General features: G+C 66.7%; 18 protein-coding genes. 8 read left to right on the forward strand and 10 right to left on the reverse strand.

Annotated elements, in window-relative coordinates:
- Positions 1–40 precede the first annotated feature (40 nt).
- From leuC to leuB, 3 genes are read left to right on the forward strand one after another with little or no spacing between them, the layout of a single operon-like run.
- Entirely contained in the window at positions 41–1459 is a 1419-nt protein-coding gene (gene leuC, locus CR156_RS15660) for a 3-isopropylmalate dehydratase large subunit (protein WP_100553493.1), read from the forward strand.
- Positions 1459–2037 (forward strand): 3-isopropylmalate dehydratase small subunit, encoded by a 579-nt coding sequence (gene leuD / locus CR156_RS15665; protein WP_100553494.1) that lies wholly within the window; start codon positions 1459–1461, stop codon positions 2035–2037. The genes leuC and leuD overlap by 1 nt, the downstream gene beginning before the upstream one ends.
- Positions 2027–3088, forward strand: a complete 1062-nt coding sequence (gene leuB, locus CR156_RS15670; RefSeq protein ID WP_100553495.1) for a 3-isopropylmalate dehydrogenase — start codon at positions 2027–2029, stop codon at positions 3086–3088. The genes leuD and leuB overlap by 11 nt, the downstream gene beginning before the upstream one ends.
- Positions 3089–3187: 99 nt before the next feature.
- On the opposite strand, the gene CR156_RS15675 is transcribed toward leuB, so the two are convergent.
- On the reverse strand, positions 3188–4201 hold the full coding sequence (locus CR156_RS15675) for a hypothetical protein (RefSeq protein ID WP_100553496.1): 1014 nt from the start codon (positions 4199–4201) through the stop codon (positions 3188–3190).
- A 160-nt stretch (positions 4202–4361) separates the two neighbouring features.
- Complete coding sequence (locus tag CR156_RS15680) at positions 4362–5135, reverse strand: SDR family oxidoreductase (RefSeq protein ID WP_089236746.1); 774 nt, start codon at positions 5133–5135, stop codon at positions 4362–4364.
- Positions 5136–5251: 116 nt separating this feature from the next.
- Here CR156_RS15680 and CR156_RS15685 point away from each other — a divergent pair, with 116 nt between their 5' ends.
- Positions 5252–6157, forward strand: a complete 906-nt coding sequence (locus CR156_RS15685; protein WP_100553497.1) for a LysR family transcriptional regulator — start codon at positions 5252–5254, stop codon at positions 6155–6157.
- A gap of 373 nt (positions 6158–6530) precedes the next feature.
- Here the strand turns inward: CR156_RS15685 and CR156_RS15690 are convergent, their stop codons facing one another.
- Together CR156_RS15690 and CR156_RS15695 are read right to left on the reverse strand one after the other, a co-directional pair.
- A complete protein-coding gene (locus tag CR156_RS15690; protein ID WP_100553498.1) occupies positions 6531–9692 on the reverse strand; it encodes an efflux RND transporter permease subunit in 3162 nt (1053 codons plus the stop codon).
- A gap of 3 nt (positions 9693–9695) precedes the next feature.
- Positions 9696–10832 carry an efflux RND transporter periplasmic adaptor subunit gene (locus tag CR156_RS15695; RefSeq protein WP_100553499.1) on the reverse strand — a complete coding sequence of 379 codons (1137 nt, stop codon included), beginning with the start codon at positions 10830–10832 and terminating at the stop codon, positions 9696–9698.
- Positions 10833–10955: 123 nt separating this feature from the next.
- Between CR156_RS15695 and CR156_RS15700 the strand changes: the two genes are divergently transcribed.
- From CR156_RS15700 to CR156_RS15710, 3 genes are all read left to right on the forward strand, one after another.
- Positions 10956–11636, forward strand: a complete 681-nt coding sequence (locus CR156_RS15700) for a TetR/AcrR family transcriptional regulator (RefSeq protein ID WP_100553500.1) — start codon at positions 10956–10958, stop codon at positions 11634–11636.
- Positions 11637–11772: 136 nt separating this feature from the next.
- Positions 11773–12420: a protein-L-isoaspartate O-methyltransferase family protein gene (locus CR156_RS15705; protein WP_100553501.1), complete on the forward strand. Its 648-nt coding sequence runs from the start codon at positions 11773–11775 to the stop codon at positions 12418–12420.
- 16 nt (positions 12421–12436) lie between these two features.
- A complete protein-coding gene (locus CR156_RS15710; protein WP_100553502.1) occupies positions 12437–13795 on the forward strand; it encodes a TolC family outer membrane protein in 1359 nt (452 codons plus the stop codon).
- A gap of 84 nt (positions 13796–13879) precedes the next feature.
- On the opposite strand, the gene CR156_RS15715 is transcribed toward CR156_RS15710, so the two are convergent.
- Together CR156_RS15715 and waaA are read right to left on the reverse strand one after the other, a co-directional pair.
- On the reverse strand, positions 13880–15202 hold the full coding sequence (locus CR156_RS15715; protein WP_243381842.1) for an amino acid transporter: 1323 nt from the start codon (positions 15200–15202) through the stop codon (positions 13880–13882).
- Positions 15203–15438: 236 nt separating this feature from the next.
- Positions 15439–16737, reverse strand: a complete 1299-nt coding sequence (gene waaA, locus CR156_RS15720; protein WP_100553503.1) for a lipid IV(A) 3-deoxy-D-manno-octulosonic acid transferase — start codon at positions 16735–16737, stop codon at positions 15439–15441.
- 60 nt (positions 16738–16797) lie between these two features.
- Between waaA and CR156_RS15725 the strand changes: the two genes are divergently transcribed.
- Positions 16798–17715, forward strand: a complete 918-nt coding sequence (locus tag CR156_RS15725) for an LpxL/LpxP family Kdo(2)-lipid IV(A) lauroyl/palmitoleoyl acyltransferase (protein WP_089236760.1) — start codon at positions 16798–16800, stop codon at positions 17713–17715.
- Positions 17716–17819: 104 nt separating this feature from the next.
- On the opposite strand, the gene CR156_RS15730 is transcribed toward CR156_RS15725, so the two are convergent.
- The 4 genes from CR156_RS15730 to CR156_RS15745 all read right to left on the reverse strand — a co-directional run bounded on the left by CR156_RS15730 (position 17820) and on the right by CR156_RS15745 (position 21286).
- A complete protein-coding gene (locus tag CR156_RS15730) occupies positions 17820–18269 on the reverse strand; it encodes an REP-associated tyrosine transposase (protein ID WP_100553504.1) in 450 nt (149 codons plus the stop codon).
- 376 nt (positions 18270–18645) lie between these two features.
- Positions 18646–19977, reverse strand: coding sequence for an O-antigen ligase family protein (locus CR156_RS15735; RefSeq protein ID WP_100553505.1), 1332 nt, complete (start codon positions 19975–19977; stop codon positions 18646–18648).
- The gene (locus CR156_RS15740) at positions 19958–21073 is read right to left on the reverse strand and encodes a glycosyltransferase (protein WP_100553506.1); all 1116 of its coding nucleotides are present in this window, start codon (positions 21071–21073) and stop codon (positions 19958–19960) included. The genes CR156_RS15735 and CR156_RS15740 overlap by 20 nt, the downstream gene beginning before the upstream one ends.
- 15 nt (positions 21074–21088) lie before the next feature.
- The gene (locus tag CR156_RS15745) at positions 21089–21286 is read right to left on the reverse strand and encodes a zinc-finger domain-containing protein (RefSeq protein ID WP_025874129.1); all 198 of its coding nucleotides are present in this window, start codon (positions 21284–21286) and stop codon (positions 21089–21091) included.
- Positions 21287–21529: the final 243 nt, after the last annotated feature.

A 21529-nucleotide genomic window follows, 5' to 3' on the forward strand; every position in this document is an offset into this window, starting at 1 on the left:
CTTAGATGTCCGCTACTTCGTACTCCTGCCAGGCAAACGCATGACTTCCGCACCCCGCACCCTGTACGACAAACTGTGGGACGCCCACGTGGTGGTTCCCGAAACCGACAGCGCGCCCGCCGTGCTGTATATCGACCTGCACCTGATCCATGAAGTGACCTCGCCGCAGGCCTTCACCGAGCTGCGCGAACGCGGCCTGAAGCCGCGCCGTCCGGACCGGACCAAGGCGACGATGGACCATTCCACGCCGACCCTGCCAGCCGCCGCCGACGGTACGCTGCCCTACGCCAGCGCTGCCTCCGAAGCGCAGGTCGCCATGCTGGCGCGCAACTGCGCCCAGCACGACATCGAGCTGTTCGACATGGCCTCGGACAATCGCGGCATCGTTCACGTGATCGCACCGGAACAGGGCTTCACCCAGCCCGGCATGACCATCGTCTGCGGCGACAGCCACACCTCCACCCACGGCGCGTTCGGGTCGCTGGCCTTCGGCATCGGCACCAGCGAAGTCGGCCATGTGCTGGCCACGCAGTGCCTGCTGCAGCGCAAGGCCAAAACACTGGCGATCACCGTCGATGGCGAGGTCGCACCGGGTATCGGCGCCAAGGACGTGGTGCTGCACATCATCGGCGTGATCGGCGTCAACGGCGGCACCGGGCACGTGATCGAGTTCCGCGGCAGCACCATCGAAGCGATGGACATGGAGCAGCGCATGACCCTGTGCAACATGTCGATCGAAGCCGGTGCGCGTGCCGGCATGGTTGCGCCGGATCAAGTGACGTTCGACTTCGTTGCCAATACACCACGTGGCCCGAAGGGCGCCGACTTCGACGCCGCCGTGGCCCGCTGGACGCAGCTGCGCAGCGATGAAGGCGCGCACTTCGACAGCGAGGTGCACATCGATGCTGCCGACATCCGCCCGACCCTGACCTGGGGCACCCACCCCGGCACCGCCATCGCGGTGGACGCGCCGATCCCGGCGGCCAACGATGCCGCCGCGCAGAAGGGCCTGGATTACATGCACTTCCAGGCGGGGCAGACGTTGGCCGGCACGCCGGTGGACGTGGTTTTCGTTGGCTCCTGCACCAACGGTCGCCTGAGCGACATGCGTGAGGTGGCGCAGGTGCTGCGCGGTCGTCGCGTCGCCGAGCGCGTGCGCATGCTGGTGGTCCCCGGCTCTGAAATCGTCAAGCGCCAGGCCGAGGCCGAGGGCATCCATGAGATCGTGCGCGCGGCCGGTGCCGAGTGGCGCGAGCCGGGCTGTTCGATGTGCATCGCCATGAATGGCGATCTGGTCGCCCCCGGCCAACTGGCGGTCAGCACCAGCAACCGCAATTTCGAAGGCCGCCAGGGCCCGGGCTCGCGCACCCTGCTGGCCTCGCCGATGAGTGCTGCCTGGGCCGCCGTGCAGGGCCACGTCGCCGATGCCCGTGAACTGTTCGCACAGGAGGTGGCCTGATGAGCGGCTTCCGCACCCTGCGTTCGGCCAGCGTGGTGCTGCGCCAGACCAATATCGATACCGACCAGATCATTCCGGCGCGGTTCCTGTCCACCACCGAGCGCGCCGGCCTGGGTCGCAATGCGTTCAACGACTGGCGCTGGCAGGCCGATGGCTCCCCCGTGGCCGACTTCGCCTTCAACCAGCCGCACAACGCCGGCCGCAGCATCCTGCTGGCCGGGCGCAACTTCGGCTGCGGCTCATCGCGCGAGCATGCGCCCTGGGCGCTGACCGACCTCGGCCTGCGCGCCATCGTCAGCAGCGAGATCGCCGACATCTTCCGCGGCAATTCGCTGAAGAACGGTCTGCTGCCGATCGTGCTGGACGAGGCCGACGTGCAGGTGCTGATGCGGCGCCCGGACGACGAGCTGACCATCGACGTGGCCGCGCGCGAACTGCGCACACCCGATGGCCGCGTCTACTCCTTCCCATTGGACGGCTTCTCGCAGACCTGTCTGCTGGAAGGTGTCGATCAGCTGGGTTATCTGTTGGGCCGTGTCCCTGAAATCGAACGTTACGAGAGTGAGCATGCACGCTGAGATTGTTGTCCTGCCCGGTGATGGCATCGGCCCGGAAGTGGCCGCCGCTGCGGTCGCCGTCCTGAACGCCGTGGCCGAACGCTTCAACCACACCTTCACCTTCAGCGAGCACGACATCGGTGGCATCGCCATCGACCGCCATGGCGAGCCGCTGCCGGCCTCGACCCTGGCCGCCTGCCAGGCCGCCAACGCGGTGCTGCTCGGCGCAGTGGGCGGCCCGAAGTGGTCCGACCCGAATGCCAAGGTGCGTCCGGAACAGGGCCTGCTGGCGATCCGCAAGGCGCTGGGCCTGTATGCCAACCTGCGTCCAGTGCGCACCCACGAAGCCGCACTGCACGCCTCGCCGATCAAGGCCGAGCTGCTGCAGGGCGTGGACTTCGTGGTGGTGCGCGAACTGACCGGTGGCATCTACTTCGGCGACAAGACCCGCGATGCCGACAGCGCCAGCGATCTGTGCCGCTACACCGTGGCCGAGATCGAGCGCGTGCTGCGCAGTGCCTTCCGGCTGGCGCAGCAGCGGCGCGGCAAGGTCACCTCGGTGGACAAGGCCAACGTGCTGGAAACCTCACGCCTGTGGCGTGACGTTGCCGCGCGCATCGGCCGCGAGGAATTCCCGGACGTCGCGCTGGAACACCAGCTGGTCGATTCGATGGCGATGCACCTGCTGGCCAAGCCGCGCGAGTACGACGTGATCGTGACCGAGAACATGTTCGGCGACATCCTCACCGATGAAGCCTCGATGCTGGCCGGTTCGCTGGGCCTGCTGCCGTCGGCCTCGCTGGGCGAGCCGGGAGCGGTCGGCATCTACGAACCGATCCACGGTTCGGCACCGGACATCGCCGGCAAGGGCATCGCCAATCCGTACGCGACGATCTTCAGTGCAGCGATGCTGCTGCGCCATTCGCTGGGGCTGGAAGCCGAAGCCGCAGCGGTGGAAGCGGCGGTGCATGCAGTGCTTGACGATGGCGTGTTCACTGCGGATCTGGCCGCCAAGGGGCACGCAGTGAGCACGGCGACGGCCACCGACGCGGTGCTGGCCAAGCTGGGATGAAGCACGCGGGTGCCGGGACATGCCCGGCACCCTTTGCATGTCCATCGGTAGCGGCGAGGCCTACCCCGCCTGCTGTTGTTTGCCCGGCATGAGATCCGCTCAGCGCGACGTGCTGCGCGCGTAGTCGCTGGCGCAACCGGCAACAACGCGACCCTCGTCGGTGCGCATCACGATGTGCTGCGGGATCCAATTGCCACCACTGAAAGCAACCGGCGGCAACGGGCGCTGCCACGCATCCTTGCCGACCGTATGCGAGGTTTCCATGCCCGCCTGGGCAAGCACTGGTGCCACCGGAACGGCACCCAGATCCGCGCCGAAGAATCCACCGAACGCCAGCGCAATCGTATGCGTGGAAACGCCGTACGCCTGGATAGGCACCTGCAACCCGATCAGCAGCAGGTGCAGATCATCATCACCAACGGTGTAGTTCACCTCGTTGACCGAACGGACATCCTGCGGCCATTCGAACTGCGGCTGTTCGGAAAGCCGCTGCCAGAACGCCTGCAGCCGGCGCATGCCGCCTTCATCGGCGCGGCAGTGAATGGCATCCTGCAGGTCCTGGACTTCAACAGCCGGCAGCTGACGCACCGCTGCCCTGTTACCGTTCGTGGAGGGAGCACAGCCCAGTCGATAGCCGTCGCCCGCACTGCGTACGATGATCGGTGTGGTGGGCGTCGACCATAGCTCGAACGGCTCCTGCAGCGTGCTCGACTGCAGCCGCAAGCCGTGCGCAGCGACGATACGATCGCGCTGTGCGGGGTCCAGCGCAATCGAGAACCCGAACGCATCAGCGAACAGCCGTGGCACTTCGACACCGTGGACGGTCATCGACTGTGGGGGAGTGATGACGGTCACCCGGTGATCGTCATCCTCACCTTCCTGCTCGAATCGCCAGTCGCGCAGGTACGGTAGTCGTTCGGCAGCGTCGGCGTAGCGTGCCGCGCGCAGGCGGCTGACGACGGCCTGCTGGACGTCCGCGCTCGCGCCGCACTCAAGTACGTCCCGCAGGTCATGCTGGAACCGCAGAGCATCGGCATCTGTCGGTTGCGCATCGGCAGCGCCGCTGCAGGCGACCAGCAGCAGCGCCGAAGCGCAGGTCGTACGGAAGAACATGGCAGGCGCTCCGGCCCTGGAACTGGCCGCTATTGTGCCCGTGAACGCTCTGAAGCTGTCCACTTGGGGACCAACAGTAGATCCACGCCATGCGTGGATGAAGCCAAGAGCATCCACGCATGGCGTGGAACTACGGCATGAACTCAAGCCTCGCGTGCCTCTACTTTGTGGTGTAACCACCATTGACCAGGATGGTCTGCCCGGTCATCCACCAGCCGTCGGTCACCAGGAAGCGGATCCACGGCACGATGTCGGCGATGTCGGTCAGGCCGGTGCGGGTGAACGCCGACAGCGCCGCGGCGGTCTTGTGATACGCCTGCGCATCGGCACTCTCGGCCGGATAGAAGAACGGCGTATCCATCGGCCCGGGGCCGATCGCGGTCACCGAAATCCCACGCTCGCCAAATTCCTTCGATGCTGCGCGGGTGAAGTGTTCCACCGGCGCCTTGGTGCCGGCATAGCTGGAGTAGAACGGAGTGAACGCGCCGAGCAGTGAAGTGACCAGCGTGCAGATGCGGCCACCGTCGTTGACATGGCGTCCGGCCTCCTTGAGAAAGAAGAACGCCGTCTTCGCGTTGACCGCGCTCATCTGGTCGTACTCCGCTTCGCTGATCTCCAGCATCGGCTTCTTCAGCACTTTGCCGACGGTGTTGATGGCGATGTCAGGGCGACCGACGGCGGCAACCGCGTCGGCGAACAGCCGCTCCATTGCCGCGGCCGAGGTCAGATCGGCCTGCAACGCCACGGCCTTTGCACCGGCGGCCTGCACGGCTGCAACGGTCGCTTCGGCATCGGCCTGAGTGGCGGCGCTGTTGTAGTGGATGACGATGGCCTTGGCGCCCTGCTCGGCGAAGTCGCGGGCGATCAGCCCGCCGAGGTTCTTGGCACCGCCGGCGATCAGCACGGTCTTGCCTTGGATACGGTGGTCGGTCATGGCATCGGTCCCGGTAAGGGGCTGCCGGACTGGCAACCCTGTGCTGACGACGATATCGTGCAGAAATCGCGGATAAAGCCCGCAACATTGACTTAACTTTCCAGAGTGGGCGAACAATGGACCGGATCGAGCGTTTCCGCATCTTTGCCCGGGTGGTGGAGTGCACCAGCTTCACCCGCGCCGCCGACCAGCTCGGCCTGCCCCGCTCCACCGTCTCGGCGGCCGTGGCGGAACTGGAGCAGCGTCTGGGCACACGCCTGCTGCAGCGCTCCACCCGCAGGGTTTCCACCACCCACGATGGCGACACCTTCTACGTGCGCTGCCTGCGCCTGATCGCCGAAATGGAAGATGCCGAGTCGCTGTTCCGCCAGGACGACGCACAGCCGAAGGGCCTGTTGAAGATCGATGTGCCCAGCCGGATCGGTCGCCGCATCATCGCCCCGGCCCTGCCCGATTTCTTCGCACGGCATCCGCAGGTCGAGCTGGACCTGGGCATGACCGATCGCGCGGTGAATCTGATCGAGGACGGCTGCGATGCGGTGCTGAGGGTGGGCCAGCTGGGTGACTCCAGCCTGGTGGCCCGCACGCTGGGCCAGCTGGACTTCGTCAACGTTGCCGCGCCTGCGTACCTGCACGAGCACGGCGTACCGCAGCATCCTGCCGACCTGCAGCAGCACCGCGCGGTGAACTACGCGTCGCCGACCACAGCGCGGGTGGAGCCGTGGGAATGGCAGGACGGCGCGCAGCTGCGCACGCTGCCGATGACGGGCTGGGTGCGGGTGAACAACGCCGAGGCATCGATTGCCTGCTGCGTCGCAGGGCTGGGACTGCTGCAGATTCCACGCTACGACGTGCAGGCCGAACTGCACTCCGGTGTACTGGTGGAAGTGTTGCCGCAGCACGTCGCGCAGCCGCTGCCGGTGACCCTGTTGCTGCCGCATCGGCAGCATCGTGCGCAACGTGTGCAGGTGTTCCTGGATTGGCTGGAGCCCTTGTTGCGGGGCGGTTTGCACCTGCAGTAGATCCACGCCATGCGTGGATGGGCGGGCCAGGACATCCGCAGCCACCCATGGGGTGGCTCTACTGGTAGATCCACGCCATGCGTGGATGCATGCATCCGTGCCAACCAAGGTTGGCACCTACCAGGGCAGCGGCCAGTTGCAGTAGATCCACGCCATGGGTGGATGCATGCATCCGCGCCAACCAAGGTTGGCACCTACCAGGGCAATGGCCAGCTGCAGTAGATCCACGCCATGCGTGGATGACGGAGCCCGGAAGCCCGCAGCCACCCATGGGGTGGCTCTACTGGTAGATCCACGCCATGCGTGGATGCACGCATCCATGCCAACCAAGGTTGGCACCTACCAGGGGCGGCGGCCCGGGAAACCCGGGGCATTACGCCCCGGATTCGTCCGGTTTGACCCGGAACCACGCCGCATACAACGCCGGCAGGAACACCAGCGTCAGCACCGTGCCCACGATCAACCCACCCATGATCGAAATCGCCATCGAACCGTAGAACGCACTGCGCGACAGCGGGATCATCGCCAGCACCGCCGCCAGCGCGGTCAGCACGATCGGGCGGAAACGCCGCACCGTCGCATCGATGATCGAATGCCAGCGGTCATGCCCGGCATCGATGTCCTGCTGGATCTGGTCGATCAGGATCACCGAGTTGCGCATGATCATGCCCGCCAGCGCGATGGTGCCCAGCAGTGCCACGAAGCCGAACGGCGCGCGGAACAGCAGCAGGAACAGCGTCGCACCGATGATGCCCAGCGGCGCGGTCACCAGCACCATCGCCGCACGCGAGAAGCTGCGCAGCTGCAGCATCAGCAACGTGGCCACCACGATCAGGAACAGCGGCATGCCGGCCTTGATCGAGTTCTGGCCGCGAGCCGAATCCTCCACCGAGCCGCCGGTTTCCAGCAGGTAGCCGCTGGGCAACTCGGCACGGATGCCATCCAGCGTCGGCACGATCTGCTGCACCACGTCCAGCGGCTGCATGCCATCGCTGATGTCGGCACGCACGGTCACCGTCGGCAGGCGGTTGCGGTGCCAGATGATGCCGTCCTCGAACGCGTATTCCAGCCGCGCGACCTGCGACAGCGTCACCGCAGTGCCACTGCTGGTCGGAATCGCCAGGCTGCCAAGCAGATCCAGCTGCGCGCGCTCGTTGTCCGGGCCACGCAGCAGCATCTCGATCTGGCGGTTGCCTTCGCGATAGGTGCTCACGCTCATGCCCGACAACGAACTGCTGAGGAACTGGCTGACCTGGGCACTGCTGACACCCAGCGCGCGTGCGCGGTCCTGGTCGATCACCAGCCGCACCACCTTGCTCGGCTCGCTCCAGTCCAGGTTCACGTTCATCACGTGCGGGTTCTCGCGCACCTTGGCCTCGACCTTGCGCGCAATCGCCTGTACCTGTGCGATGTGCTCGCCGGACACGCGCATCTGCACCGGATAGCCGACCGGCGGCCCATTCTCCAGGCGCGTCACGCGCATCTGCACATCCGGGAACTGCTTTATCACTTCCTTCAGCATCCAGTCGCGGGTCGATTCGCGGGCCTTCGCGTCTTCGGTAAGCACCACGAACTGGGCGAAGTTGGTGGCCGGCAGCTGCTGGTCCAGCGGCAGGTAGAAGCGCGGCGAACCGGTACCGACGTAGGCCACGTAGTTGCTGATGCCTTCGCGGCCCTTCAACAGCTTCTCCAGCTTGTCTGCCTGTGCCTGGGTCGCGGCCAGCGACGCACCTTCGGCCAGCTCGATGTCCACCATCAGTTCCGGGCGAGTCGAATCGGGGAAGAACTGCTGCGGCACGAAACGGAACAGCATCAGCGAGCCGATGAACAGTGCGATGGTCGCACCGATCACCCACCAGCGATGGCGCAGGCAGGTATCCAGGAACGACCGGAAGCGGGTGTAGAACGGGCGCTGGTACGGATCATGATCGTGCGCATGCTCCTTCGGCGCGATCCAGCGCGCGAGCGACGGATGCCGGTCGGCCCACTGCAGGCGCTTGGCACGCCAGCGACCGGCCAGGCTGTCTGGCTTGGGCAGCTGCGGATTGAACAGGTCCGGCAGCATCTTGTCGCCCAGGTACGGAATGAACAGCACAGCGGCAATCCATGACACCACCAACGCGATGGTCACCACCTGGAACAGTGAGCGGGTGTATTCGCCGGTGCTCGATGCGGCAGTGGCGATGGGCAGGAAGCCGGCAGCAGTGATCAGGGTGCCGGTCAACATCGGGAAGGCGGTGGATTCCCAGGCGAAACTGGCCGCGCGCAGGCGGTCGTAGCCCTGCTCCATCTTGGTGGCCATCATCTCCACCGCGATGATCGCATCGTCCACCAGCAGGCCCAGTGCCAGCACCAGCGCACCCAGCGAAATCTTGTGCAGGCCGATGTCGAAGTAGTGCATGACGAAGAAGGTCATCGCCAGCACCAGCGGAATGGTCACGCCCACCACCAGGCCGGTACGCAGGCCCAGCGAGAAGAAGCTGACCAGCAGCACGATCACCACCGCTTCGGTGAGCACCTGCACGAACTCGCCCACCGACTCTTCCACCGCATGTGGCTGGTCGGACACCTTGCGCAGCTGCATGCCGGCCGGCAGGGTCTTCTGCAGGCGTTCGAACTCGGCATCCAGGGTGGCGCCGAGCTTGAGGATGTCACCGCCGTCCTTCATCGCCACCGCCAGGCCGATTGCATCCTGGCCCATGAAGCGCATCTTCGGCGAAGAAGGGTCGGCAAAGCCGCGCTTGACCTCGGCGATGTCGCCCAGGTGCAGCGTGCGTTCGCCCGCCTGGATCGGGAATCTGCGGATGTCCTCGATCGAATCGAACTGACCGGTCACGCGCAGCTGCACGCGGTCGGTCGGGGTTTCAAAGAAGCTGGTGGCGCTGACCGCATTCTGGTCGGCCAACGCCTGCTGCACCTGCTGCAGCGATACGCCCAGCGTGGCCAGCTTGGTGTTGGACAGCTCGATCCACACCTTCTCGTCCTGCAGGCCGACCAGGTCGATCTTGCCGACGTCGGGCACGCGCTGCAGCTCCAGCTGGATGCGGTCGGCATAGTCGCGCATCACGGCGTAGTCGAAGCCTTCGCCGGTCAGCGCATAGATGTTGCCGAACGTGTCGCCGAACTCATCGTTGTAGAAGGGCCCGACGATTTCCCTCGGCAGCGTCGCGCGGATATCGCCCACGCGCTTGCGCACCTGGTACCACAGGTCCGGGATCTGCTTGGAGCGCAGGCTGTCGCGCGCCATGAAGATCACCTGCGATTCGCCCGGCCGCGAGTACGAGCGGATGAACTCGTACTCGCCGGTGTTCATCAGTGCTTTTTCGATCGGCTCGGTCACCTGCCGCGAGACCTGCTCGGCGGTGGCGCCCGGCCACATCGTGCGTACCACCATCGCCTTGAAGGTGAACGGCGGATCTTCGGACTGGCCCAGGTGCTTGTACGACCAGGCACCGATGACGGCGAACGCCAGCATCGCGAACAACACCAGCGCACGGTTGCCCAGCGCCCATTCGGAGAGATTGAAGCGGCGCACGGGTCAGTGCCCCTTGCCTGCGGCCGGCGCCGGCGTGGCGGCCGACGGTGCCAGCACCGGGCGGTTCTGGCGATCGACCGGCGTCACCACCTGGCCTTCGCGCAGCAGATGGCCGCCGGCAGCGACCACCCAGTCCGCCGCGCCCACACCGGACACGACCGGCACGGCCTGCGCGCCATAGGCACCGACCTGCACGGGAGTTGCCTTCAGCGCACCATTGGACGGATTGACCACCCACACGCTGGCCTTGCCATCACTGCCGCGCAGTACGGCCGCCAGCGGCAGCTGCAACGCACCGCTGCGCCCGGCGGTGGCGAACACCCGCGCACTCTGGCCCAGTTCCACTTCGCTCAGCGCTTCCGGCGCCAGGCTGACCCGGGTGGCATAGGTGCGGGCCTGTGCATCGGCGGCCGGTGCGATCTCGCGCAGGGTGCCCGGCAGCAGCTGGCCCGGGCGGTTCCACAGTTCCACCTGTACCGACTGGCCGACCTTGTAGTCGCGGATGTTGCTTTCCGGCAGCGCGATCAGCACCTCGCGGCCACCGTCGGCGGCCAGGGTGAACACCGTCTGCCCAGCGCTCACGACCTGCCCGGCTTCGGCCTGGCGGCTGGCGATCACGCCATCGGCGGGCGCGCGCAGCTGCGCGTACTCGGCCTGGTTGCGGGCCACGGCAAGATTGGCCCGGGCGGCATTGGCCTGGCCTTGTGCGGCCTTGAACGCCGCCGTCTGCTGGTCCAGTGCCGAGCGGCTCACCAGCTGGTCTTCGGCCAGCTTGGCGTAGCGCTTCTGGTCATCACGGGCGCGTACCAGGTCTGCTTCCGCCGCCGCCAGCTGCGCCTGCGATGCCGCCGCCTGCGAGGCGTAGTCGGCCGCATCCAGTTCCGCCAGCAGCTGGCCCTTCTTCACCCGCTCGCCTGCGTCGACGTGACGCTTGACCAGATTGCCGCCAACCCGGAACGACAGTGGACTTTCCTGGCGGGCACGCACCTCGCCGGGGTAGGCGGCCGCGGCTTGCCCATCCTGCGTGGTGGGATGCACCACCAGCACCGGGATGGCCGCCACCGGCTCGGCAGCCTGCTTGCCGCACGCTGCCAACACCACGACCAGTACGCCTACGCCCAACCAACGCATGTTTTTCATGAGGTACAGGACCTGAAAAGAAATCCGGGGGGAACGCGCCGGCAACATACTGTTGCAACGCGGACATTAGTGAACCAGCCGGTATAGTATAAATATCGAACCGCTTGGTCTAGTATTAGCGGGATGAGTTCTCCCACTTCCCGAAAGCCGTCGGCCAAGCCCGCTGCCAAGGCTGCCGGTCCCGGGCGCCCCAAGGACCTGGGTAAGCGCGCGGCGATACTCGAGGCAGCCAAGACACTGTTCATCGAACAGGGCTACAGCGGCGTGAGCATGGACAGCATCGCGGCCCAGGCCGGCGTCTCGAAGCTGACCGTATACAGCCATTTCGGCGACAAAGAGACCCTGTTCTCCGAAGCTGTGCAGTCCAAGTGCATCGAGATGCTGCCCGACGCGCTGTTCGTGGCCGACGTCGAAGGCCCCCTGCGCGACCAGTTGCTGGGCATCGGCATGGCGTTCTTCGAGATGATCACCTCCGACGCGGCCCTGTCGATCCAGCGGGTGATGATGGCCCCGGAGACCGACGAGCGCCTGCGCGAACTGTTCTGGCAGGCCGGCCCGCAACGCACCTGCGAGGCGCTGGCCGACTTCATGCGCTTGCGTGCCGAGCGCGGTGAACTGGACATCCCCGACTGCTACATCGCCGGCCAGCAGTTCCTGACCCTGGTGAAGGGCGAAGTGCACATGCATATGATGTGCGGCATGCCACTGTCACCCGTCGAGACCGATGCTGCGCTCCACGTGGCCGCCAGCGTGGATTTCTTCCTGCGCGCCTACGCCCCGCGAGAGGCCGGAACCGCTGGATAACCAAAACTGAACGAACCGGAGGTCGCGATGACTTCCGGCACTGCGACCCCGGCCACCCCGCAGCTGATGCTCTGGGCGCGCCGCCGGCCTCCGGCACCGGTAAAATGGCCGGCCCACTGCGCTGGATTTGAACCTCATGACGATTGATTACGCCCACGCCCGCGAACTGATGGTGGAACAGCAGATCCGTCCCTGGGACGTGCTGGACATCAAGGTGCTCGACGTCCTGGCCCGCCTGCCGCGCGAGGCCTTCGTCGCCGACGCGCACCGGGCGCTGGCCTATGCCGATGTCGAACTGCCGATCGGCAACGGCCAGAAGATGATGAAGCCGGTCATCGAGGGCCGTACCCTGCAGGCACTGGATCTGCAGCCGGGTGACGAAGTGCTGGAAATCGGCACCGGCAGCGGTTTCCTGTCGGCCTGCATCGGCGCGCTGGCGCGCGACGTGCTGAGCCTGGAAATCGATCCGGAGCTGGCCGCGGCTGCGCGCGCCCGCCTGGATGCCACCGGCCTGGGCACCAACGTGCGCGTGGAAGTGGCCGATGGCCTGGTCTGGCAGACCGAACGCCGCTTCGACGTGATCTGTGTCACTGGCGCCGTTGACGTGGTGCCGTCACAGTTCGCTTCGTGGTTGCGTCCGGGTGGTCGTCTGTATGTCATCCAGGGCCGTTCGCCGGCCATGGAAGCGCTGTTGGTGAAGGCCGATGGCAGCACCGAGTCGCTGTTCGAGACCGATATCGATTACCTGCGTGGTGCCGCCCCGGCCCCCCAGTTCCACCTCTGAGTCCAAGGAAGCCGCAATGATCCGCCGATCCCTCGCTGTTGCGCTGGCCACTGCCCTGCTGCCGTTGTCCGCCCATGCCGCCGACCTGCTGCAGGTCTATGAAATGGCGCGCAATGGCGACCCGCAGCTGTCCGCCGCCGAATCCACCCGGCTGTACGACAAGGAAGGCGCCGTGCAGGCGCGCGCTGCCCTGCTGCCGCAGATCAATGGCCAGGCCACGCTGAACCGCACGCGTAGCGAGGCCAATGCCGATGCCAACTCCGGTTCGGTCACCAGCAAGCGCCGCAACTACACGGTCGATGGCACCCAGACGCTGTTCAACTGGACGCAGATCAACAACCTGCGTTCGCAGCGCGAGCTGAGCAAGGCGGCTGATTTCACCCTCGACTCGGCCAACGACAACCTGATCGTGCGCACCTCGGCGGCCTACTTCAACGTGCTGGTGGCGATCGAATCGCTGAACGCCGCACAGACCAACGAAGCGGCCGCGAAGAAGCAGTTCGACTTCGCCGACAAGCGCCTGGAAGTGGGCCTGGCGCCGATCACCGACGTGCACGAAGCACGCGCCCAGTACGACCAGGCGCGCGCCAACGCGATCGTTGCGCAGAACACCCTGGCCGACAACTACCAGGCCCTGACCGAACTGACCGGCCAGCCGGTGATGAACCTGAAGGGCCTGCCGGCCGATTTCCGTCCGGAAGTGCCGGCCAACCGCGGCAACCTGGACCAGCTGGTGCAGCAGGCGACCACGCAGAACCCGGCGCTGAAGGCGCAGGAACTGAAGGTCGGTGCCGCCGAAGCCGGCGTGCAGGCGGCCCGTGGCGGCCACTACCCGACCCTGTCGCTGGGCGGCAGCTGGGGCAAGAGCGCGACCTGGGGCGACAGCGTCGGCGCCGGTTCGCTCTCACCCGATGCACGCACCAACAGCATCGGCCTGACCCTGAGCGTGCCGATCTTCTCTGGCGGCGCCACCCAGTCCGGCGTGCGCCAGGCCCTGGCCCAGCGTGATATCGCCCAGGATGGTTTCGAGCAGCAGAAGCGCGCGCTGGACCGCAACACGCGCAATGCCTACCAGACCCTGGTACAGGGCATCAGCGAAGTGGAAGCCCGCCGCCTGGCCGTGGTTTCCGCACAGAGCGCCTACGACGCTTCGCAGGTCGGCCTGGAAGTGGGTACCCGCACGGTGCTGGACGTGATCCAGAACCAGCGCATCCTGTTCTCCGCCCAGCTGGATTACGCGCAGGCCCGCTACAACTTCCTGCAGAACCGCCTGCTGCTGAGCCAGGCCGTGGGTGGCCTGGATGTCGCCGAACTGCAGGACCTCAACCGCCTGCTGACCCAGGACGCGGGCAACCCGTCCACGACCACGAACTGAGTCGGCGCCACCGGTCTGATCAGAAAGCCACCCGCGAGGGTGGCTTTTTTTATTGATTGCAGATGGCCGGCGCCGCGCATGGTGCTAGCGCGAACGCGCCGGATGTCGACGTATCAGGGCGCCTGCCAGCACGACCGCCAGTACCACCAGCACCGGTACGAACAAGCGGGACGTGACTGCCGGCAACAGGCATAGTGCGGTCGCTACAGGTGCGAGCAGCATCGGGATGAGCCGCCGTTCGCCAGCCGCCGCCCGCGCCTGCCATTGGCTGCGGGCAACGCCGAGGCATACGGCGGCCAGTACCAGCAGGCCCGCAGGCCCCGGCAGCTGTGGAAGCCAGCCCTCCGGCATCGACAGCGTCAACGTCGCCGCCAGCATGGTCAGCGCAATCGTCACCCGCAGATGCGCATCGGTGCCCGCATCGCCCGGCTCCGGCGGCCAGACCTCCACCCCCAAGCGCGCGGCCAACAGCAGCGATACCAACTGCAGGGCCGCCAGCCCCGCGCCGCCCGCCAACGGCAACAGTGGCAGCAACCATTGCAGCTGCGGCACACCCTGCAATGCCACCGACAGCGGGCGCGTGCTGGCCAGCGCAGAAAATTCGACCAGGCCGGACTGCAGCGCCGCCAATACCATCAGCCACAGCATCGCCATCAGCACCGCTGCGCCGGCGGCTCTGGAAACCTGCGAACGAGGCTGCGGCACCCCGCCGGCAAACCCTGCCAGCAAGCCTGCACCGAGCAGCACACCGAGCAATGCCACGCCAGCTGCAAGCACGCCGCCCAGCCCGAAGCGATAGGGCGCGGTAGCCGATGGCAGCCATGGAATCCAATTCGCATAGTGCACATGACGTGCTGCCAGCAACAACAGCAGCAGGCCAACGCCCAGCTTCACTGTCAGCAGTGCACTGGCCAACAGCAGCACGCGCGGCGTCCGCAGCACTGCAGTGGCGGCCCCCAGCAGCAACACCATGATCGAAGCCGCCAGCGGCAATGTCACCCATTGCGCGGGAGCCGCATCGATGACCTCAGCGGCTGCATACAGATGGCGCGCCATCGATTGCGCCAGGCCTGCGGTGGTCGCCGTCAGCTCCAGCAGCAGGGCAATCACCAGTACATCCGCGAACAGCTTGCCCCAGGCGGCACGCAGCAGAGCATGCAGACCTGAAGGATTCGGTAGACGCCGCATCGCCATACGAAGGCAATACAGCATCGGCACCGCACCCAGCGCCGCCAGCAACAGACTGAGAACAATGGCGGGCCCCGCCTGCGCCGCCGTGTGCTGGCCGACCAGGGCGACAACGCTGCCCCCCAACAGCAGGGTCAGCGCCACCACCAGCAGATGGTCGGTGCCCAGCCCCCCGGTCTTCTCGCTGGGCTGCTGCGCGCTTCCGTTGTCGCCAATCATTCAAAGCTCCCTTGATGTCGCCCAAGCGTGGTCGACAACAGGCTGGCAGCCTGACGCGGTAGGCGGAATCGGAATCGGCGCCGTAGCCACGATGATGTGACAGCCTGCACGCCGCGAGCGGTGGGAGCGGTCCGGCTACGACACTTTCAACGCCATCAAGCAGGCTTGATGCAGGCGATCACGACAGGGCCAAGGCCGGGTTGGCCTTGAGACCCCTGATGGCAACTGGCAGGGTCTCAGGCCAGCGGTGGCGGCAGGTGCGGAGCCACCAGCTGCAGGGTCCGCTGCAGCGCGCCGCGCCCATTGCTGACCAGTGTGCAACCGGCGCGGGCCATGTCCTCGCGCGCCTGCGCGTCGTCGAGCAGGTGCAGCAGCAGATCGCCCACCGCCTGCGCGTCCTCGCCGATCAGCAGTGCGCCGGCTTCACGCATGCGCCGCGAGATCTCGGCGAAGTTGTGCAGGTGCGGGCCGGTCACCGCTGCGGTGCCCATTGCCGCAGGCTCCAGCAGGTTGTGCCCACCGATGGCCTGCAGGCTGCCACCGACGAAGGCAACCTGGGCGCAGCCGTAGAACGGCATCAGTTCACCCAGCGTGTCGATGACGAAGACATCGCTGCCGGCCCCTGGCCACTGCTGCGCGCGCCGCGTCGCCACGCTCCAGCCCTGCTCGCGGGCCAGCGCTTCCACCTTTGGGAAGCGCTCGGGATGCCGCGGCGCCCACAGCAGCAGCAGGTCCGGATGCTGCTGGCGCAGACGGCGGTGCAGGTCGATCACCGCCTGCTCTTCGCCATCATGCGTGCTGGCCGCGATCCATACCGGGCGCGTGGCCGGTACATGGGCATGGAACTGTTCGATGAAGGGCTGCACGTCCGGTGTGGCGATGTCGAACTTCAGGTTGCCCAGCGCCTGCACCTGTTCCGGCGCCGCGCCCAGCTGCACGAAGCGTGCGGCGTCATCCTGCGATTGTGCGGCCACGCAGGTGACCGTGCGCAGCGCACGCCGGATCAGTGCTGCCAGCACCCGGTAGCCACGCAGCGATCGGGCCGACAGGCGTGCATTGAGGATGTAGACCGGAATGCGACGGTCGCGGCAGCCGAACAGCATGTTCGGCCACAGCTCGGTTTCCAGGATCAGCGCCAGGCTGGGCTGGAAGTGGCCGAGGAAGCGGTTGACGCTGCCCGGCACGTCGTACGGCAGGTACACATGGTCGAGCGCGTCGCCCCACAGCGCGCGCACCCGTTCCGAGCCGGTCGGGGTGATGGTGGTGATGACCCAGCGGATGTCCGGCCGCTGCTCGCGCAGTGCATTGACCAGCGGCGCAGCGGCGTTGACCTCGCCCACCGAGACCGCATGCAGCCAGACCCGTGGCTGGCCGCTCGGCTGCGGATAGGACGCATAGCGTTCATCCCAGCGCCGGAAGTATTCACGGACCCGGAAGCCGCGCCAGACCAGGTGGTACACGGTGATCGGCAGCAGGAGGTACAGCACGGCCGAGTACAGGCCACGCAGGATCCATTCGACAGGGTCTTTACGCATGCGGCAAGGATACGGGAGCCCCCCGGGAAAGACACGCGGCCGGGTTGGTAGAATGGCGGCATGTCCGATGCCACCACCGCCGTCCGTCCGTCGCTGCGTGATCCACGCAACTGGCCGATGTTTGCCGTCATGTTCACTGCCTTCGGGATCGCCCGGCTGCCGTGGATGCTGCAGCGCGCGCTCGGCCGCGGGGTCGGCTCGATCGCCTGGCGTCTGGCCGGCAGCCGCCGCCATGCCGCCGAGGTCAACCTCAAGCTGTGCTTCCCCGAGAAGGACGAGGCCTGGCGCAAGCGCCTGGTGCGCGACAGCTTCGATGCACTGGGCGTGGGCATCTTCGAATGCGCGCGCTCCTGGTGGGGCAGCATCGACAGCATCCGCCCGCAGGTGCACATCGAAGGGCTGGAACACCTCAAGCAGATGCAGGCCGAAGGTCGCGGCGTGCTGCTGGTCTCGGGCCACTTCATGACCCTGGAGATGTGCGGCCGCCTGCTGTGCGACCACGTCGACCTGTCCGGCATGTACCGCAAGCACAAGAACCCGGTGTACGAGTGGGCGGTGAAGTTCGGCCGCCTGCGCTATGCCAAGGCGATGTACGCCAACGAGGATATCCGCGCGACGGTGCGCCACCTGAAGAAGGGCGGCTTCCTCTGGTACGCGCCCGACCAGGACATGCGCGGCAAGGACACCGTGTTCGTGCCGTTCTTCGGCCACACCGCATCCACCATCACCGCGACCCACCAGCTGGCGCGGATGACCGGTTGCGCGGTCATCCCCTACTTCCATCGCCGCGAAGGCGGGAAGTACTTCCTGAAGATTGGTGCGCCGCTGGAGAATTTCCCCAGCGAAGATGTAGAAGCCGATACCGCGCGGGTGAACCAGGCCATCGAACAGATGGTGCGCGAGGCACCGGACCAGTACCTGTGGATCCACCGCCGCTTCAAGCGCCAGCCCGGTGGGCGGAGCGATTTCTACAAGTGATATGACGGGCGGTCGGAAACGCCCCATCCATGCATGACGTGGATCTACTGCTTCCCAGGTAGATCCACGCCATGCGTGGATGCTCTCCGTTCCGATGCCGGAATCTACAACGGCCAACGACACCAGGCGTGGGGGTATTCCCCCAACTCGCCGGCCAGTCCGGCCCGCACCGGATTGGCCAGGATGTACATCGCCTTTTCATGAAGGGATTCATCGGTGCGTACCGCATGGTCGTGGTAGCCGTGCTGCCACAGCGGCCCTTTCTGTCCCAGTTGCCGGTTCAGCAGCCGACTGCTGCGTGATTTGAGCACGGCCATACACTGGGCCAGCGTTCCCTTCTGCAGTTCCATCAACCAATGCAGGTGGTCGGGCATCACCACCCAGGCGAGGCTGTGGCTGAAGGCATTGCGTTCGATGAAGCGCAGGGTATCGACCAGGACCGCCACGTTGGCGGCATCGGCGAACAAGGGGGCACGGCCGTGGGTCGCCGTGGTCAGGGAATAGATGTTGCCTGTGCGGGAGTAGCGACCGTAACGGAGTCTGGGGCTGGCCATGGGCACAGACTGCGGGTTGCGCGACCCTGCGTGCATTGGCGGACCACCTCGCGGCAGGTCGGGAAAAGCCGCGACGACGGCCAATGTTCATGGGAAAGCCCATCCACGCATGGCGTGGATCTACTGATCAGACACGACCAATGTCCCCGCGTAATCCGGTAGATCCACGCCATGCGTGGATACGACCACCCACCCCGAGTAATCCGGTAAATCCACGCCATGCGTGGATACGCCCCCCTCCCCGCGCACTCCGGTAGATCCACGCCATGCGTGGATACGCCCCCCGTCCCGCGCACCCCGGTAGATCCACGCCATGCGTGGATACGCCCCCGCCCCGCGCACTCCGGTAGATCCACGCCATGCGTGGATGCGGAGATTACGCGGCGCGCGGCAGATCGTCCGGTTCGCGCGCCAGCAACGTGCCGACGAACAGCGCGGCCAGCAGCACGGTCAGGCCGCCCCAGAACGCGGAATAGAACGCCAGGTGGGTATTGAGCGGGAACACGGTAACCGCCAATGCCAGCATCGCCGGCCGTGCACGCTCGCGCGCCGCTGCCGGGGCGAAGCGCCATGCCCGCCATGCCTGCGCCACCGCTGCCAGCCACAGCAACAGACCCAGCACACCGGTTTCGGCAAGGATTTCCAGCACGATCTGGTGGGCGTGCAGCGCCGGCATCGTGCCCCACACCGCCGGCCCTTCATCGGCAACGCAATGGGGATAGGCATCGCGGAAGCCACGTGCACCGACACCATTGATCGGATGCGCTTCGATCATGCAGGCCGCCGCGCTCCAGATGCGGGTACGACCGGACAGTGCCTGTTCGACCCCGTCCTCGCCACCGCCCCAGGCCATTGCCGTGCGCGCCACACGCTCCCGCAGCTGCGGCACGCTGGCAGTCAGTGCGCCCGCCGAGAGAACACCCACCAGCGCCAGCAGGCCCAACCGCTTCCACCCCAGTTGGCGCACGCCGCTGTAGACAACCACCAGGCCGAAGGTGATCCATGAGGCACGGGAGCCGGCCAGCAACAGCACCACGCCCACCGCAGCAGCAGCCAGCAACCAGCCCGCATTGCCGAAACGGCGCGCCACCGGCAACAACAGGAACGGCGAAAGGCTGGCCAGCACCTGGCCGAATTTCAGGTTGCACGGCCCAAGCGCCCCGCTGAGACGATCAGCCAGCGCGGCTTCATCGGCCGGGCACAACGCGTGGCCGCTGATGGCCAGCTTGAGCTGCTGCAGCGACCAGAACCAGGGGCTGGTGCCTGCCAGTGCCTGCACCAGCGCATCGAGCGTCCACAGCCCGGTGATCACCGCCAGTCCGCCCAGGGTCAAGCGCCGCCGCTGCGGGGTGGCCACGGCGATCGCCACCAGCCACATGAAAGGCAGATAGCGCAGCCCGGCCGCCGCCTTGGTCCACGACGCCGACGGGTCCACGGCATCGAACGCAGAGAACGCCTGTGGCAACCAGTAGCCAAGGAAAAGAATCGATGTCAGCGCCCACGCTGCCGGGCTCAGCAGATGCGGTCGATGCTGCACCCGGCGGATGACCATGCGTGCCGCGGCGTACAACGCTCCCAGGCCCAGCACCGTTTCGGCAATGCCTGGCAGCGGCCACAACGCGACGTAGGCCAGCACCCACCAGGGTGCCCAGCGGCCAGCGCGCTCGTCGCGCAGGGGCGGCGCGGCGTCAGCCAGCGAGGTCGGCATAAAGGCGGAGGGTATCGCGCTGCATGGCCTGCAGGGTAAACGGGATACGGCCCGGCAGCGATGGCGGCTGTGCCAGCAGGGCCAGCGCACGTTCACCCAGCAGCTGCGCATTGCCCAGCGGCACGGCACCACTGGGCTGCAGCTGCTGCAGCAGTTCGCCGACGCCGCCGTGGTTCCAGCCCAGCACCGGCCTGCCGACCGACAACGCTTCGACCACAGTGCGACCGAAGGCCTCCGGCTTGTCCGACAGCTGCAGTACCAGATCGCTGGCCGCGTACGCCTGGGCGATGCGCGCAGTCGGCGTGCTGATGTGCACGGCCCCGGTCACGCCAAGCATATCTGCCTGCCTGCGCAGCTCTGCCACATAGGCTTCGCGGCCAGGCTCGTCGGTGCCCAGCATCCACAGCTGCGCCGGCACGCCCGCTGCACGGACATCGGCCAGCAACTGCAGCGCGTGGGCGTGGCCTTTCAGCCGGGTGCCGCGACCGGGCAGCAGCAACAGCGGTCCATCGACCTGGGCCAGCCAGGGATAGTCCGCCGCCAGCGCCAGCCGAGGCCGTCGATCGGCGCGGGCCACACGCGGGAACTGGCTGACATCCACCCCACGCGGGATCACCTGCAGCCTGTCGCGGGCCACCGTGGGGTAATGCGTGTGCACGTAGTCGCGCACGCTGTTGGATACACAGATCACGCGTTCGCCGCTGGTCATCACCGCGCTGTAGCGGCCGGGCGAATTCAGCCCATGCACGGTAGTGACCCAATGCGGGCGCTGCGCCGGCTGCATCGCACGGATCGCATACAGCCCCAGCCACGCCGGCAGGCGCGAACGGGCGTGGACAATGTCGGCGCCCACTTCGGTGAACAGGCGGCGCAGGGTCGGCAGATGGCGCAGCGTCAGCAGCGACTTGCGGCCGATATCCAGGGTCAGGTGCTCGGCACCGCTGTCGAGCAGCGGCTGCACCAGGCGACCACCAGCCGACACCACCAGCGCGCGATGGCCGGCAGCGACCAGGGCCGCGGCGATTTCAAGGGTCGAGCGCTCGACGCCGCCGGAGTGCAGCGCCGGCAGCAACTGCACCACGGTCAATCGGCGCATCGAGGGGGCGGCCGCTTAGTCGGCCAGCACGAACACGGCACCGCAGTAAGCACACTGCGCTTGCCCGTTGGGTTCGTCTTCGATCGGCAGGTACACCCGCGGATGCGAGTTCCACAGCGCCATTTCCGGAGTCGGGCAGCTCAGCGGCAGATCGCTGCGGTGCACGGTGTAGCGCTTTTCGGCGTTGGCGGGCGCGGTGGCGGTATGGCTCATGGCGGATGTCGATGAACGGATTGCGAGGCCTGCGATTCTAGCATCTGGGCCCGACAAACACCGTGCGCTGCGTGGCCGCTGCGCGCGTTGGCCTGCTTCAGGTCAACGCCCTGGCCCCGCCATGCAACCGCCCTGCCCGCTCCCCGGCGGCGGCGCCGAGCCACGGCGACAGAAAATCCCCATGCGCACCAGGCAGTTCCGTGCAGAACCAGTCTTCGTTCGAATTTCCCGCATTTGGATCGA

Source organism: Stenotrophomonas lactitubi (assembly GCF_002803515.1).
GTDB lineage: Bacteria > Pseudomonadota > Gammaproteobacteria > Xanthomonadales > Xanthomonadaceae > Stenotrophomonas > Stenotrophomonas lactitubi.